This is a genomic window from Variovorax sp. MPBD4-3, from assembly GCF_058809745.1.
The window spans coordinates 23,158-36,112 of the sequence record NZ_JBXASW010000032.1; the positions used below are offsets into that span (position 1 = coordinate 23,158).

The following is a 12,955-nucleotide window of genomic DNA, read 5'->3' on the forward strand; positions in this document are numbered from 1 at the left end:
GGGTCAGTCTCCGAGGGTGATGTTGTGCATTGCGAGCGCGGCGATCTGTTCGTCGCTGTAGCCCACTTCTTTGAGGAGTTCGCGGCTGTGTTCGCCGATGTGCGGCGGCTGCAGCCGGATGCCGGGGCGTTCGCCGTCCAGCGTGAACGGCATCAGCGGCACCTTGGCCGTGCTGCCGTCGTTCATGCGCACCGGCGCGAGGCCGCCGGTGGCGTTGAGGTGCGGGTCGTCGAACAGCGCCTGCGGCTTGGTGATGGGCGCGAAGGGCAGCTCGTTCTGCTCGAACACGGCGGCCAGCTCGGCGGCGCTGCGGTGCGCCAGGTGCGAGCGCAGGATGGGCATCATCCAGTCGCGCGCCAGCACGCGGTCGTTGTTGGTCTTCAGGCGCGGATCGGCCAGCATGTCCTCCAGGCCGAAGGCCTTGCAGAAGATGGCCCACTGCTTGTCGCTGACGGCCGCCAGGAAGATCTGCTCGCCGTCTTTCACGGTGAACACGTCGTACACCGCCCAGGCCGAGATGCGGCTGGGCATCGGGTCGGCCGCCTTGCCGGTGGCGGCGAACTGCATCATGTGCTGCGCCACCAGGAACACGTTGTTCTCGAACAGCGCGGACTGCACCTCGCAGCCCTTGCCGGTGAGCTCGCGCTGGCGCAGCGCGGCCATCGCTCCGATGGCGCCGAACATGCCGCCCATGATGTCGTTCACGCTGGTGCCGGCGCGCAGCGGGTCACCGGCGCGGCCGGTCATGTAGGCCAGGCCGCCCATCATCTGCACCACCTCGTCGAGCGCGGTGCGGTGGTCGTAGGGGCCGGGCAAGAAGCCCTTGTGGCTCACGTAGATGAGACGCGGGTTGAGCCTGGCCAGTGTGTCGTAGTCCAGCCCCAGCTTCTTCATGGTGCCGGGCTTGAAGTTCTCGCTGACGATGTCGGCGGTGGCGATCAGGCGCAACGCGGCCTCCACGCCCTCGGGCTTCTTCAGGTCGAGCGCGATGCTCTTCTTGTTGCGGTTGAAGGTCGGGAAGAAGCCCGCGCCGGAGCCCAGCAGGCGGCGCGTGTTGTCGCCCTCGATGGGCTCGACCTTGATGACCTCGGCGCCGAGGTCGGCCAGCAGCAGCCCGCAGGTCGGGCCCATGACCATGTGGGTGAACTCGACGACGCGAACGCCGGCGTACGGCAGGGGATTGGCTTCAGACATGTTGTGCGATGTGTTCCTGGACGAAGCCCTTGGGCAATCCGGCTTCCGGCGTCATGCCGTAGACCGGCTCGCCCGGCAGGCCGGCCATGAGCGGCGCGCGCGCCGCGATGAGTTTCTGGATGTCGATGCCGGTGCGCACGCCCATGGCCTCGAACATGAAGACGAGGTCTTCGGTGACGGCATTGCCCGAGGCGCCCGGTGCATAGGGGCAGCCGCCCAGGCCGCCGAGCGAAGCGTCGAAGGTGCGCACGCCCTCGTCCCACGCCGCCAGGCAGTTGGCGATGCCCAGGCCGCGCGTGTTGTGCATGTGGGCGGCGCCCGCGTGCACGCCGATCTCCGCGCGCAGCCGCCTGAACAGCCGGCGCACCTGCGCGGGGTTGGCATAGCCGACGGTGTCCGACAGGCCCGATTCGTCCGCGCCGGCCTCGATGCATTGCGCGGCCAGGCGGATCACGTCGTCTTCCGGCACCAGGCCCTGCAGGGTGCAGCCGAAGGCGGTGGAGATGCCCGCCTCCAGCTTCACGCGCGGCGCGATGGCGTCGCGCAGCTCGGAGATGGCGCGCACTTCCTCCACCATTTCCGTCGGCGTCTTGCGCACGTTGGCCAGCGAATGCGCCACGCTCGCAGACACCGGCATGGTGAGCTTCTGCACGCCGGCCTCCAGCGCGGCCTGCGCGCCCTTGCGGTTGGGCACCAGCGCCATCACCACCAGCCCGGGCAGCGTGATGGCATGGCGCACCACCTCGGCGGCGTCGGCCATCTGCGGCAGCAGCTTCGCGGGCACGAAGGAAGCGACCTCGATCTCGCGCACGCCGGCGGCGTAGAGCGCGTCGATCCAGCGCAGCTTGCTGTCGGTGGGCATGGTGGCCTTGACCGACTGCAGGCCGTCGCGCGGGCCGACCTCGCTGATGAGGACGTCTGGGGCTGTCATCGAATCTGTCTCCTGTGCTGGAATCTCTTGACCGTTCTGTCTTATAGAACTATATTCCGTTAAACAGAATTAGACCGCCGATCCGCCCTGGCTGTCAAGCCGAGCCGTTCCCGCCCATGCCACGCAAAGCCCAGACTCAATCCGCCTCCGACCTGAATGCCGCCCCCGGCGGCGCCGCCGCGGTCGACCGCGCGCTGAGCCTGCTCTCGGCGTTCCGCCCGGGCGACGAGGCGCTGTCGCTTGCGCAGTTCGCCGAACGCACGCAGCTCTACAAGAGCACCGTGCTGCGGCTGCTGGCCTCGCTCGAACACGCGCGGCTGATCCGCCGCCAGGACGACGGCCGCTATGCGCTGGGCATGGAGATCGCGCGGCTGCATGGGCTGTATGCGGCGTCGCTTTCGGTCGACCGCATCGTGCTGCCGGTGCTGCGCGCGCTCGCGGCGACCACCGGCGAAAGCGCGGCGTATCACGTGCGGCAGGCGCAGGGCGGCAGCTGGGTGCGGCTGTGCCAGTTTCGGATCGATTCATCGCACGTGGTGCGCGACCACGTGCGCGCCGGCGACCTGCTGCCCAACGACCGGGGCGCGGGTGCGCGCGTGCTCATCGCCTTCGGCCCGGAGCGCGACCTGCCGCTCGGCGCCGGAGAACGCAAGCTCTACGAGGACATTCGCGCGCGGGGCTACTGCGCGCTGGTGGGCGACCGCACCGCCGAACTGGCGGGAATCTCGGCGCCGGTGTTCCATGCGGACGGCAGCCTCGCGGCGGCCGTGACGCTGACGATGCCCACGCACCGGTACGACGAGCGCTACATCGAGCCGGTGCGCGCCGCGGCGAAGGAGCTGAGCGGGCAGGTCTGACGCCGCCCGGCGTCAGTCAGTCAGTCAGTCAGTCAGTCAGTCAGTCAGTGCAGCGCGGCGAGCACCGCGCGGTTCTGCTCGGGCAGCCCCACGCTGATGCGCAGCCATTGCGGCAGGCCGTAGGGGCCGAGCAGCGACACCTCGATGCCGGCGGCCAGCAGGCGCGCATGCACCGCCTGCGCATCGCCGACCTGCACCATCAGGAAGTTGCCGGAAGAAGGAACGCAGGGCAGGCCAAGCTCCTTGAAGCCGGCCGCGAGCTGGTCGCGCCCCGCGGTGTTGAGCGCGTAGGTGCGCGCCAGGAAGTCCGTGTCGCCGAGCGCGGCCACCGCGGCGGCCTGTGCGGGCGTCGTCACGTTGAAGCGCGGGCGTTGTGCGTTCATGCGCGCCGTGAGCGCCGGCTGCGACACGCCGTAGCCGATGCGCAGCCCGGCCAGGCCGAAGGCCTTGGAGAAAGTGCGCGCCACGATCAGGTTCGGCAGGCGGCGCACCCACTCGATGCTGTCGTAGCGCTGCGCGGGCGAGAGGTATTCGGTGTAGGCCTCGTCCAGCAGCACCGTCACATGCGCGGGCACCGACTGCAAGAAGGCCAGCAGCGGCGCGGCGTCGATGAAGGTGCCGGTCGGATTGTTGGGGTTGGCCACGAACACCAGTCTGGTGTCGTCGCCGATGGCGGCGCGCATGGCGTCGAGGTCGTGGCCGAACTCGCGCGCCGGCACGACGGTTGCGTGCGCGTGGGCATGCGCCGTGGCCGCGGCATAGACGATGAAGCCGTACTGCGAATAGACGACGCCCTCGCCCGGCTTCAGGCTCACCTGGGCCGCCAGCTCGAGGATCTCGCTCGACCCGCTGCCCAGCGTGAGCCAGTCGGCCGGCACGTCGAGCCGGGCGGCCAGCGCGTTCTTCAGGGCCGTGCCGTTGCTGTCGGGGTAGTTGCCCGCGCCCTCGAGCGCGGCGGCGGCGGCGCGACGGGCCGATTCGGGCATGCCGAGGGGGTTTTCGTTGGAGGCCAGCAGAATCATGGAACAGGTCGGGATTTATTTAAGAAGTTAAATATATCCGGCGGTCACGGCATTCTTGTCAGTGCCTACCCTTTGCGCGCCGCAGCTCGCTCGTTCGATTACCTCTATTTTTGTCACGGATAAATCCCGCTTGCGGCTCTTACTGGCCAGCAAAGTATCGAATAAAGTTCATCCCAAGACTGCATCTTTCTCAAGGAGAACCCCATGACCGCCCGCACCACCGCCCACGGACTCCAGGTCGCGACCGAGCTCCACCGCTTCATCGAGGACAAGGTCCTGCCCGCCAGCGGCGTGGCCAGCGACGTCTTCTGGAAAGGCTTCGACGCCATCGTCAGCGACCTCGCGCCGAAGAACATCGCCCTGCTCGCCGAACGCGACCGCCTGCAGAGCGAGCTCGACGCCTGGCACAAGAAGAACCCCGGCCCCATTACCGACATGCCGGCCTACCGCGCCTTCCTCGAGAAGATCGGCTACCTGCTGCCGCAGCCCAAGGGCGCGAAGGCCACCACGGCCAACGTCGACTCCGAACTCGCGCTGCAGGCAGGCCCGCAGCTGGTGGTGCCCATCCTCAATGCGCGCTACGCACTGAACGCCGCCAACGCACGCTGGGGCTCGCTGTACGACGCGCTCTACGGCACCGACGCCATTCCCGAAACCGGCGGCGCCGAAAAGGGCTCCGGCTACAACCCGGTGCGCGGCGCCAAGGTCATCGAATTCGCGCGCAACGTGCTCGACCAGGCCGCGCCTCTGGCCAACGGCTCGCACAAGCAGGCCACGGGCTACAGCGTGAAGGACGGCAAGCTCGTCGTCGCACTGCAGAGCAGCAGCACCGGCCTGGCCGACGCATCGCAGTTCATCGGCTACCAGGGCGACGCCGCCTCGCCGTCGTCGGTGCTGCTCAAGCACAACGGCATCCACCTCGACATCCGCATCGACCGCTCCACGCCCATCGGCAAGAGCGACGCGGCCGGCGTGAGCGACCTGGTGCTCGAAGCCGCGCTCTCGACCATCCTCGACCTCGAAGACTCGGTGGCCGTGGTCGACGCGGCCGACAAGGTGGTCGCGTATTCGAACTGGCTGGGCATCGTCGAAGGCACGCTGACCGAAGAAGTCGCCAAGGGCGGCAAGACCTTCACGCGCGGCCTGAACCCCGACCGCGAATACACCGGCGCCGACGGCAATCCCGTGAAGCTGCACGGCCGCTCGCTCATGTTCCTGCGCAACGTCGGCCACCTGATGACCAACCCGGCCATCCTGTACGCGGACGGCAAGGAGATTCCGGAAGGCATCCTCGACGCCGTGGTCACCACCACCATCGCCACCATCGACCTGAAGCGCAAGGGCAACTCGCGCACCGGCAGCATCTACATCGTCAAGCCGAAGATGCACGGCCCGGCCGAAGTGGCCTTTGCCAGCGAGCTGTTCGGCCGCGTCGAACAACTGCTCGGCCTGCCCGCCAACACCGTGAAGCTCGGCATCATGGACGAAGAGCGCCGCACCAGCGTCAACCTGAAGGCCTGCATCGCCGAGGCCGCCGCGCGCGTGGCCTTCATCAACACCGGCTTCCTCGACCGCACCGGCGACGAGATGCACACCGCCATGCAGGGCGGCCCGATGATCCGCAAGGGCGACATGAAGTCCAGCGCGTGGATCGGCGCCTACGAAAAGAACAACGTGCTGGTCGGCCTGTCGTGCGGCCTGCGCGGCAAGGCACAGATCGGCAAAGGCATGTGGGCCATGCCCGACCTGATGGCCGCGATGCTCGAGCAGAAGATCGCGCATCCCAAGGCCGGCGCCAACACCGCCTGGGTGCCCTCGCCCACCGCCGCCACGCTGCATGCGCTGCACTACCACCAGGTCAGCGTGACCGCGGTGCAGCAGGAGCTGGAAAAGATCGACGCCGACGCAGAGCGCGACAACATCCTCGACGCGCTGCTGCAGGTGCCGATCGCGGCCGAAGCCAAGTGGACCGCCGAAGAGCGCCAGCAGGAAATCGACAACAACGTGCAGGGCATCCTCGGCTACGTGGTGCGCTGGATCGACCAGGGCGTGGGCTGCTCGAAGGTGCCCGACATCCACAACGTCGGCCTGATGGAAGACCGCGCCACGCTGCGCATCTCCAGCCAGCACATCGCCAACTGGCTGCTGCACGGCGTGGTCACCAAGGCGCAGGTCGACGAGACCTTCCAGCGCATGGCCAAGGTGGTCGACGAGCAGAACGCCGGCGACCCGCTCTACCAGCCGATGGCCGGCAACTTCGCGACCTCCGCCGCGTACAAGGCCGCGCAGGACCTGGTGTTCAAGGGCATCGAGCAGCCCAGCGGCTACACCGAGCCGCTGCTGCATGCGTGGCGACTGAAGGTCAAGGGCGAAGCCTGAAACCTGCTCGGCCCCGACTGACGCGAACGGCACCTCAGGTGCCGTTTTTCATGCGCCCGGCTTTGCCTTTCTCTTGGGCTTCGCATCGTCGGGCGACCCCATGGAGAGTTGCCTCAGTTCACGGCGCAATTCGCGTTCGAGTTCCTGCTCCGTCGGCAAATGAAGCTGATAGCGGCTTGCGAAGATGTTGCGCTCCTGTTGCTCGCCGAGCGTGTACTTCACCACGGCATCGTTCTTGTCAGGACACAGGATCACACCCAGCGTGGGGTTGTCGCCTTCGGTGCGACGTTCGCGGTCATAGTAGTTCACATAGAACTGGATCTGGCCGAGGTAGCCATGGGTCAACTTGCCAACCTTGAGGTCGATCAGCACGTAGCACTTGAGCACGGCGTGATAGAAAACCAGGTCGACGTAGAAGTGATCGCCATCGATCGTGATTCGCTCCTGCCGCGACACGAACGCGAAGCCCTTGCCCAGTTCGAGCAGAAAGGTCTGCAGGTTGTCGATGAGTGCCTGTTCCAGCCTGGACTCCACCAGCTTCGGTGACTCCGGCAGTCCGAGAAACTCGATCACCATGGGATCCTTGAATGCGTCCAGCGGCTGTGTCACCTCCTGGCCGTGCGTCGCCAGCCGCATCAATCCCTTCTTGTCCTTGCTCTTCGCCAGGCGGTCGTAGAGCAGGCTGGATGTCTGCCGCTGCAGTTCACGCACTGACCAAGCGTTGCGGATTGCCTCAATTTCGTAGAAGGCACGCGCCTGCGGCCTCGACACACCCAGGAGCTGCCGATAGTGGCTCCATGACAGAGACGAATGCAAAGCTCCGGGCTGCCATCCCTTGTCGCCCTTGGATTTCCGAGACGTCGCCTCGGAACTTGCCTCCGGAGGCAGCACCATGGGCTCGGCCGATTTCCGATACACCGTCTCGGAAATCAGCATGGGGTAATTCAAATAGAACTGCCGAAACGCCTCGAGGTTGTCCACGGAATAGCCTCGGCCGAACTCGGCATTCAACCGTGCCGACAGATCGGCAAGAAGCTTGACGCCGTAGCCTGCCCTGCGCTGCCCACGCTGCTCTTCTTCGACGATCTCGCGGCCGATCAACCAGTTGGCCGCAACCTGCGTCGTATTGACCGTACGCGTCACGCCGACACGCGCAGCCTCCAGGATCCCGCGAACGCGGCTGAAAATCGAAACGGCTTTTGCTCCAGGAGGCTTGGCCGCACGGGCGTGGGTGGTAGGTGGGGTGGGCAATGCGCTGCTCTGGAGGGGTGGTGAGAAATTATGGGGGCATGGTCGACGCTATAGCGCCTTCCATCATGCGCCGCATGGAAAGCCGCGTCGCGGCGGTGACCGCGCCTGCATGGCGATCCATTAGCATTCAGGCCGCCTCATCCTTCCGGCCCTTCTCTCCTCATGAATCCGAACGCGGCACCCCAGCCCGCGGAGCGCTCACGCCTCTCCCGCATCGCACGCTTCTCACACTGGTCCGCCTCCACGACAGCGATGTTGGTCGCGCTTGCCACGGCCTTCGCCCTGAGCCAGGCCTTCCGCACCGTGGGCGCGATGATGGCCACGCCGCTCTCCCAGAACTTTGGGCTGACGCCGCAGCAGCTCGGCATGTGGGCCGGCACCTTCCATTTCACGTTCGGCGTGATGCAGCTCGGCATGGGCGTGTCGATCGACATGTTCGGCGTGCGCCGCACGGTGCTGAGCGCCTTTCCGCTGGCCATTGCGGGCGCGGTGCTGTGCGCGATGGCGCCGAGCTTCCATGCGCTGCTGCTGGGGCAGGCGCTGATCGGCGTGGGCTGCGCGCCCGCGTTCCTGGCGTGCACGGTGTTCATCGCGCGGCACTTCGATGCGGCGCGCTTCACCGCCATGTCGGGGCTGGTGATGAGCATGGCCGGCATGGGCATTCTGTTCACCGGCACGCCGCTGGCATTGCTGATCGAAGCCGCATCCTGGCGTGCCGGCTACGCGGCGCTGGCCGGGTTCGCGGTGCTCTCGTGGCTGGTCATCTTCTGGCGCGTGCGCGAGCCCGCGCGCGCGGCGGTAGTGCATGGCGGCGGGCAGCAAGTGCCGGCTGAACGCCAGTCGTTGCGCAAGGCGGTGCGCGAACTGCTGCCGCTGTTCGCCATGCCGCACACGCTGGGGCTGCTGTGCTTTGCCTGCGTGTCTTACGCGGCATTCATCACGCTGCGCGGCTTGTGGCTCGGGCCGGTGCTGCATGAACGGCACGGCCTGTCGCTGGTGGCCAGCGGCAACGTGGCGCTGGTGATGACGGTGGCCGGCATGATCAGCCCCGCGCTGTTCGGCCGCATGGACCCGGGCGGCGCGCGGCGCGGCCGCTGGATGATGAGCTGCGCCGTCGCCGGCGCGCTGATGTTCGGTGCGATGGCGCTGACGCATTCGGCGGTCGTCGACATCGGCCTGCCGGTCATCTACGGCCTGCTCTCGGGCTACAGCGTGCTGCAGTACGCGTATACCAAGAACGCCTACCCGGCGGAGATGACCGGCCGCGCGATGGCGCTGCTGAACATGGCGATGTTCCTCGGCGTGTCGCTGATGCAGTGGACCACCGGCGTGGCCGCATCGTGGGCGGTGGCGCACGGCGCGGAGCCGTTCCGCGCGGTGTTCCTCACGGTGGCCGGCATGCTGGCTCTGGGAACGCTCGCGTTCCTCGTGCTGCCGCGCTCGCATGGCGGTCAGTCCTCCGTGAAGCGATAGTCGGCCTTCCGCAGGGCCACCTTCTGCGCGCGCCGTTCCGCGCGATGCGTGCGCAGGTGGCGCCCGGCCTTCTGGTTGGATTCGCCGCGCGCCATCGCGGCCACCACGGGATTGCGAGGTGCCGTCGCCGGCACCGAAAAGTAGAACCGGCCCAGACGCTTGTCGTCGTCACGGGCCTTTCGTTGAGCACTCATGTGCGCACACTCCGAAAAACAGAAAGCCCCGGCGAATGGCTGCGCGGGGCCTTTGTCGATGGGCCTCGGCGGGTTCATGGATGCACGTCCGGCCGGGGCGGTCGGTGTGCGTGTCAGGTGTTCAGGAAAAGCTTCATTGATTGGTGTTGTCGCCCGGGAGGTCGGTCGTCACCGGGCGCGGTGAGAAAAGAAACTGTTGCCGAAAAACGAAGGGCGGATTCTGGCGAGCGCCTGCACGAACCGCAAGGCCGGCATGCGCGGCTGTGGCGCAAAGCCGACGCGGCACAAATCTGCAACCGGGTGCGAATCCAAAAGCGAAGCGGCCCCGTATCCGATCCAAGCGCATCGCGCCTCCGAGCTGTTGGCGGTTTCCACAGACACCTTCAAGAACCATTCTTTCCAGGAGCCTTCAATGAAAAAACTCATGATTGCAGTCGGCGTTTCGGTCCTGCTCGGCGCTTGCGCTGGCGGCATGGGCATGAGCGGCAGTGGCAGCAGCGGCATGTCGTCGAACCCGATGGTCGGCGGCGCCGCGATGTACCCGACGAAGGACATCGTCGACAACGCCGTCAACTCGAAGGATCACACGACCCTGGTCGCCGCTGTCAAGGCCGCAGGCCTGGTCGACACGCTGAAGAGCCCCGGCCCGTTCACCGTGTTCGCGCCCACCAACCAGGCCTTCGCCGCGCTGCCGGCAGGCACCGTCGACACGCTGCTCAAGCCCGAGAACAAGCCCACGCTGACCAAGGTGCTGACGTACCACGTGGTGCCCGGCCGCATGGACGGCCCCGCGCTGATGAGCGCGATCAACGCGGGCGGCGGCAAGGCCGTGCTGAAGACCGCCAGCGGCGGCACGCTGACCGCGACGATGAACGGCGGCAACATCTGGGTGACCGATGCCAAGGGCGGCACCGCGATGGTCACCATCGCCAACGTGTACCAGTCGAACGGCGTGATCCACGTGATCAACAAGGTGCTGCTGCCGGGTTGATCCTCCTTCAGGTCCGCTGCGCGGCGTCCGCCTCGTCGCGCAGCCATTGGGCGAAGTCCTGCGCGTCGCGGTTGCCCGCGGCGCGCTTCGACATCTCGACGAAGTAGGCGCGGCGCGACACGGCGCCTTCGCCCAGCGGCGCCACCAGGCGGCCGTCTCTCACGAGTTCGCGCAGCAGCGGCATCCGGCCGATCACCACGCCCTGCCCCGCCACCGCCGCCGCCACCGCGTCGGCATAGTGGGTGAAGCGCAGCGTGCTCTTCATGCGCAGGTCGGCCAGGCCCATCACGCGCAGCCAGGGTTCCCAGTCGGTCGTCGCCGTTTCGCTGGGGTCGGCGTAGTCGACCGTGAGCAGCGTGAGGCCCGACAGGTCCGACGGCGCATGCAGCGCATCGGCGAGCCTGGGCGCGCACAGCGGCACCACCGATTCCTCGAACAGCGCCGGCCCCACGCCACGGCTGATCGGCGCGAAGCGCACGGCGATGTCGATGCGGCTGCTTTCCAGGTCGAGCACATCGAGCGTGGCCGACACGCGCACGTCCACCTGCGGATGGGTGCCGGTGAAGCGCGCCAGCTTGGGAATGAGCCAGAGCGACGCGAAACCCGGCGTGGTGGTGATCGCCACCTGGCGCGGCGCGGAGTTGGCGCGCACGCGCGCGGTGGCGTCGCGCAGGCGCTCAAGGCTGTCGGTGACGGCGCGCTGCATGACGCCGCCGGCCTCGGTGAGCGACAGCGCGCGGTGGCGCCGCTCGAACAGCAGCACGCCCAGGCTGGCCTCCAGCTGCTGGATCTGCCGGCTCACCGCCGATTGCGTCAGGTGCAGTTCGCCGGCCGCGAGCGTGAAGCTCAGGCGCCGCGCCGCGGCCTCGAAGGTACGGAGCAACTCCAGTGGCGGCAGCTCGCCGGCCGGGGCTTTCGCATTCTCTGGATGCATGCAACGAGTTCCGAATGACCGCGTGTAAGTGCGGGGCCGGCTCACTATATTCATTCGTATCACGAATGCAATGGAGCTTGCCATGAGCACCTCTCCCACCAAATCCGGCGCCACCCCGCGCTTTCACGTCAGCCTGCCGACGCGTTCCGTCTTTGCCGTGCCCGACGGCGCCGGCGTGGGCATCGAATGCCGCAGCGGCTCGGTCTGGGTCACGTTGGACCGCGACACGCGCGACATCGTGCTCGCGCCCGGCGAGCGCTTCGAGAGCACCGAACACCGGCGCGTGCTGGTGTCGGCGCTGGAGCCGTCGTGCATCACCGTGTCGGATGCGCAGCCGGCCGCGATTCCCCTCGCCAAGCGCACCGGCGCGCGGTCGCCTTGGCGACTCCTGCCCCACGGGTTGTCCCCGGCTTGACCGGGCACCATGGGCGTCGAACCATCGATGCCCATGAGCCCCGATGCATCCCGATTGCCGCCGCTGTCTGACGGGCGGCTTTTTTGCTTTGGGGCGTCCGGCATTCCACAGGCTTCCTGAACGAAGGACATGACATGGCAGAGGCATACATCGTTGCCGCGGCGCGCACGGCCGGCGGCCGGCGCGGCGGCAAGCTCGCGGGCTGGCACCCGGCGGACCTGGCGGCGCAGGTGATAAACGCGCTGGTGGCGCGCAGCGGCATCGACCCGGCGGCGGTGGAGGACGTGATCCTCGGCTGCGTGAGCCAGGTGGGCGAGCAGGCCACCAACATCGCGCGCAATGCGGTGCTGGCGTCGAAGCTGCCTGAATCGGTGCCGGGCACATCGGTCGACCGGCAATGCGGCTCGTCGCAGCAGGCGCTGCACTTCGCGGCACAGGCCGTGATGTCGGGCAGCATGGACGCGGTGATCGCGGGCGGCGTCGAGAGCATGACGCGCGTGCCGATGTTCACGCCCAACGTGCTGCCCGCGAAGGCGGGGCTGGGCACCTACATGAGCCCCGCGATGAAGGCGCGCTACCCCGGGGTTGAATTCAGCCAGTTCACCGGCGCGGAAATGATCGCCAGGAACTACGGCATCGAGAAAAGCGCGCTCGACCGCTATGCGCTGGAGAGCCACCACCGCGCGATCGCCGCGACCCGCGTGGGCGCGTTCGACGACGAGATCGTGCCGGTCGACGTGCTGCTGGCCGACGGCACCCGCAGCGGCGAGGCGCACACGGTGGACGAAGGCATCCGCTTCGATGCGACGCTCGAAGGCATCGCAGGCGTGAAGCTGATCGCCGAGGGCGGGCGCTGCACCGCCGCCACCGCGAGCCAGATCTGCGACGGCGCGAGCGGCGTGCTGGTGGTGAACGAGCGCGGCCTGAAGGCGCTGGGCGTGAAGCCGCTGGCGCGCATCCACCACATGAGCGTGATGGGGCACGACCCGGTCATCATGCTGGAAGCCCCGCTGCCCGCGACGCAGCGCGCGCTGAAGAAGGCCGGCATGAAGATCGGCGACATCGACCTGTACGAAGTGAACGAAGCCTTCGCGCCGGTGCCCATCGCATGGCTGCAGGCGCTCGACGCCGACCCGGCGCGGCTCAACGTGAACGGCGGCGCCATCGCGCTGGGGCATCCGCTGGGCGCCTCGGGCACCAAGCTCATGACCACGCTGATCCACGCGCTGGCGAAGCGCGGCAAGCGCTACGGCCTGCAGACCATGTGCGAAGGCGGCGGCATGGCCAACGTGACCATCGTGGAAAGGCTTTGAC

The 12,955-nt window shown here is 67.6% G+C and carries 13 protein-coding genes; 6 read left to right on the forward strand and 7 right to left on the reverse strand.

Features of this window, described 5'->3' with window-relative positions:
* Positions 1 to 3 precede the first annotated feature (3 nt).
* Together AC1RVW_RS18565 and AC1RVW_RS18570 are read right to left on the reverse strand one after the other, a co-directional pair.
* Positions 4 to 1,194, reverse strand: coding sequence for a CaiB/BaiF CoA transferase family protein (locus tag AC1RVW_RS18565; protein WP_493201660.1), 1,191 nt, complete (start codon positions 1,192 to 1,194; stop codon positions 4 to 6).
* Positions 1,187 to 2,125: a hydroxymethylglutaryl-CoA lyase gene (locus AC1RVW_RS18570; protein ID WP_493201661.1), complete on the reverse strand. Its 939-nt coding sequence runs from the start codon at positions 2,123 to 2,125 to the stop codon at positions 1,187 to 1,189. The genes AC1RVW_RS18565 and AC1RVW_RS18570 overlap by 8 nt, the downstream gene beginning before the upstream one ends.
* Positions 2,126 to 2,241: 116 nt before the next feature.
* Between AC1RVW_RS18570 and AC1RVW_RS18575 the strand changes: the two genes are divergently transcribed.
* Entirely contained in the window at positions 2,242 to 2,982 is a 741-nt protein-coding gene (locus tag AC1RVW_RS18575; protein WP_081270067.1) for an IclR family transcriptional regulator, read from the forward strand.
* A 44-nt stretch (positions 2,983 to 3,026) separates the two neighbouring features.
* On the opposite strand, the gene hisC is transcribed toward AC1RVW_RS18575, so the two are convergent.
* Positions 3,027 to 4,004: a histidinol-phosphate transaminase gene (gene hisC, locus AC1RVW_RS18580; protein WP_493201663.1), complete on the reverse strand. Its 978-nt coding sequence runs from the start codon at positions 4,002 to 4,004 to the stop codon at positions 3,027 to 3,029.
* Between the two features lie 204 nt (positions 4,005 to 4,208).
* Between hisC and AC1RVW_RS18585 the strand changes: the two genes are divergently transcribed.
* On the forward strand, positions 4,209 to 6,383 hold the full coding sequence (locus tag AC1RVW_RS18585) for a malate synthase G (RefSeq protein WP_493201665.1): 2,175 nt from the start codon (positions 4,209 to 4,211) through the stop codon (positions 6,381 to 6,383).
* Positions 6,384 to 6,431: 48 nt separating this feature from the next.
* Here the strand turns inward: AC1RVW_RS18585 and AC1RVW_RS18590 are convergent, their stop codons facing one another.
* Positions 6,432 to 7,634: a PDDEXK nuclease domain-containing protein gene (locus AC1RVW_RS18590; protein WP_493201667.1), complete on the reverse strand. Its 1,203-nt coding sequence runs from the start codon at positions 7,632 to 7,634 to the stop codon at positions 6,432 to 6,434.
* Positions 7,635 to 7,796: 162 nt separating this feature from the next.
* On the opposite strand from AC1RVW_RS18590, the gene AC1RVW_RS18595 reads away from it, so the two are divergent.
* Positions 7,797 to 9,107 carry an MFS transporter gene (locus AC1RVW_RS18595; RefSeq protein ID WP_493201669.1) on the forward strand — a complete coding sequence of 437 codons (1,311 nt, stop codon included), beginning with the start codon at positions 7,797 to 7,799 and terminating at the stop codon, positions 9,105 to 9,107.
* On the opposite strand, the gene AC1RVW_RS18600 is transcribed toward AC1RVW_RS18595, so the two are convergent.
* Together AC1RVW_RS18600 and AC1RVW_RS18605 are read right to left on the reverse strand one after the other, a co-directional pair.
* Complete coding sequence (locus AC1RVW_RS18600; protein ID WP_106935961.1) at positions 9,086 to 9,301, reverse strand: hypothetical protein; 216 nt, start codon at positions 9,299 to 9,301, stop codon at positions 9,086 to 9,088. The two genes, AC1RVW_RS18595 and AC1RVW_RS18600, sit on opposite strands and share 22 nt — an antisense overlap.
* Before the next feature lie 168 nt (positions 9,302 to 9,469).
* Positions 9,470 to 9,727: a hypothetical protein gene (locus tag AC1RVW_RS18605; protein WP_409194728.1), complete on the reverse strand. Its 258-nt coding sequence runs from the start codon at positions 9,725 to 9,727 to the stop codon at positions 9,470 to 9,472.
* On the opposite strand from AC1RVW_RS18605, the gene AC1RVW_RS18610 reads away from it, so the two are divergent.
* Complete coding sequence (locus AC1RVW_RS18610; protein WP_106935962.1) at positions 9,714 to 10,292, forward strand: fasciclin domain-containing protein; 579 nt, start codon at positions 9,714 to 9,716, stop codon at positions 10,290 to 10,292. The two genes, AC1RVW_RS18605 and AC1RVW_RS18610, sit on opposite strands and share 14 nt — an antisense overlap.
* Positions 10,293 to 10,299: 7 nt before the next feature.
* On the opposite strand, the gene AC1RVW_RS18615 is transcribed toward AC1RVW_RS18610, so the two are convergent.
* Positions 10,300 to 11,226: a LysR substrate-binding domain-containing protein gene (locus AC1RVW_RS18615; RefSeq protein WP_285411501.1), complete on the reverse strand. Its 927-nt coding sequence runs from the start codon at positions 11,224 to 11,226 to the stop codon at positions 10,300 to 10,302.
* 82 nt (positions 11,227 to 11,308) lie between these two features.
* Here AC1RVW_RS18615 and AC1RVW_RS18620 point away from each other — a divergent pair, with 82 nt between their 5' ends.
* Positions 11,309 to 11,641 (forward strand): DUF2917 domain-containing protein, encoded by a 333-nt coding sequence (locus AC1RVW_RS18620; protein WP_493201672.1) that lies wholly within the window; start codon positions 11,309 to 11,311, stop codon positions 11,639 to 11,641.
* A 134-nt stretch (positions 11,642 to 11,775) separates the two neighbouring features.
* Positions 11,776 to 12,954: an acetyl-CoA C-acetyltransferase gene (locus AC1RVW_RS18625; RefSeq protein ID WP_493201674.1), complete on the forward strand. Its 1,179-nt coding sequence runs from the start codon at positions 11,776 to 11,778 to the stop codon at positions 12,952 to 12,954.
* The last annotated feature ends 1 nt before the right edge of the window (position 12,955 follow it).

What these genes read in the sequence shown, in the direction of transcription:
- AC1RVW_RS18565 (WP_493201660.1), bottom strand. Translation starts at nt 1,194, where the DNA reads ATGTCTGAAGCCAATCCCCTGCCGTACGCCGGCGTTCGCGTCGTCGAG.
- AC1RVW_RS18570 (WP_493201661.1), bottom strand. Translation starts at nt 2,125, where the DNA reads ATGACAGCCCCAGACGTCCTCATCAGCGAGGTCGGCCCGCGCGACGGC.
- AC1RVW_RS18575 (WP_081270067.1), top strand. Translation starts at nt 2,242, where the DNA reads ATGCCACGCAAAGCCCAGACTCAATCCGCCTCCGACCTGAATGCCGCC.
- hisC (WP_493201663.1), bottom strand. Translation starts at nt 4,004, where the DNA reads ATGATTCTGCTGGCCTCCAACGAAAACCCCCTCGGCATGCCCGAATCG.
- AC1RVW_RS18585 (WP_493201665.1), top strand. Translation starts at nt 4,209, where the DNA reads ATGACCGCCCGCACCACCGCCCACGGACTCCAGGTCGCGACCGAGCTC.
- AC1RVW_RS18595 (WP_493201669.1), top strand. Translation starts at nt 7,797, where the DNA reads ATGAATCCGAACGCGGCACCCCAGCCCGCGGAGCGCTCACGCCTCTCC.
- AC1RVW_RS18600 (WP_106935961.1), bottom strand. Translation starts at nt 9,301, where the DNA reads ATGAGTGCTCAACGAAAGGCCCGTGACGACGACAAGCGTCTGGGCCGG.
- AC1RVW_RS18610 (WP_106935962.1), top strand. Translation starts at nt 9,714, where the DNA reads ATGAAAAAACTCATGATTGCAGTCGGCGTTTCGGTCCTGCTCGGCGCT.
- AC1RVW_RS18605 (WP_409194728.1), bottom strand. Translation starts at nt 9,727, where the DNA reads ATGAGTTTTTTCATTGAAGGCTCCTGGAAAGAATGGTTCTTGAAGGTG.
- AC1RVW_RS18615 (WP_285411501.1), bottom strand. Translation starts at nt 11,226, where the DNA reads ATGCATCCAGAGAATGCGAAAGCCCCGGCCGGCGAGCTGCCGCCACTG.
- AC1RVW_RS18620 (WP_493201672.1), top strand. Translation starts at nt 11,309, where the DNA reads ATGAGCACCTCTCCCACCAAATCCGGCGCCACCCCGCGCTTTCACGTC.
- AC1RVW_RS18625 (WP_493201674.1), top strand. Translation starts at nt 11,776, where the DNA reads ATGGCAGAGGCATACATCGTTGCCGCGGCGCGCACGGCCGGCGGCCGG.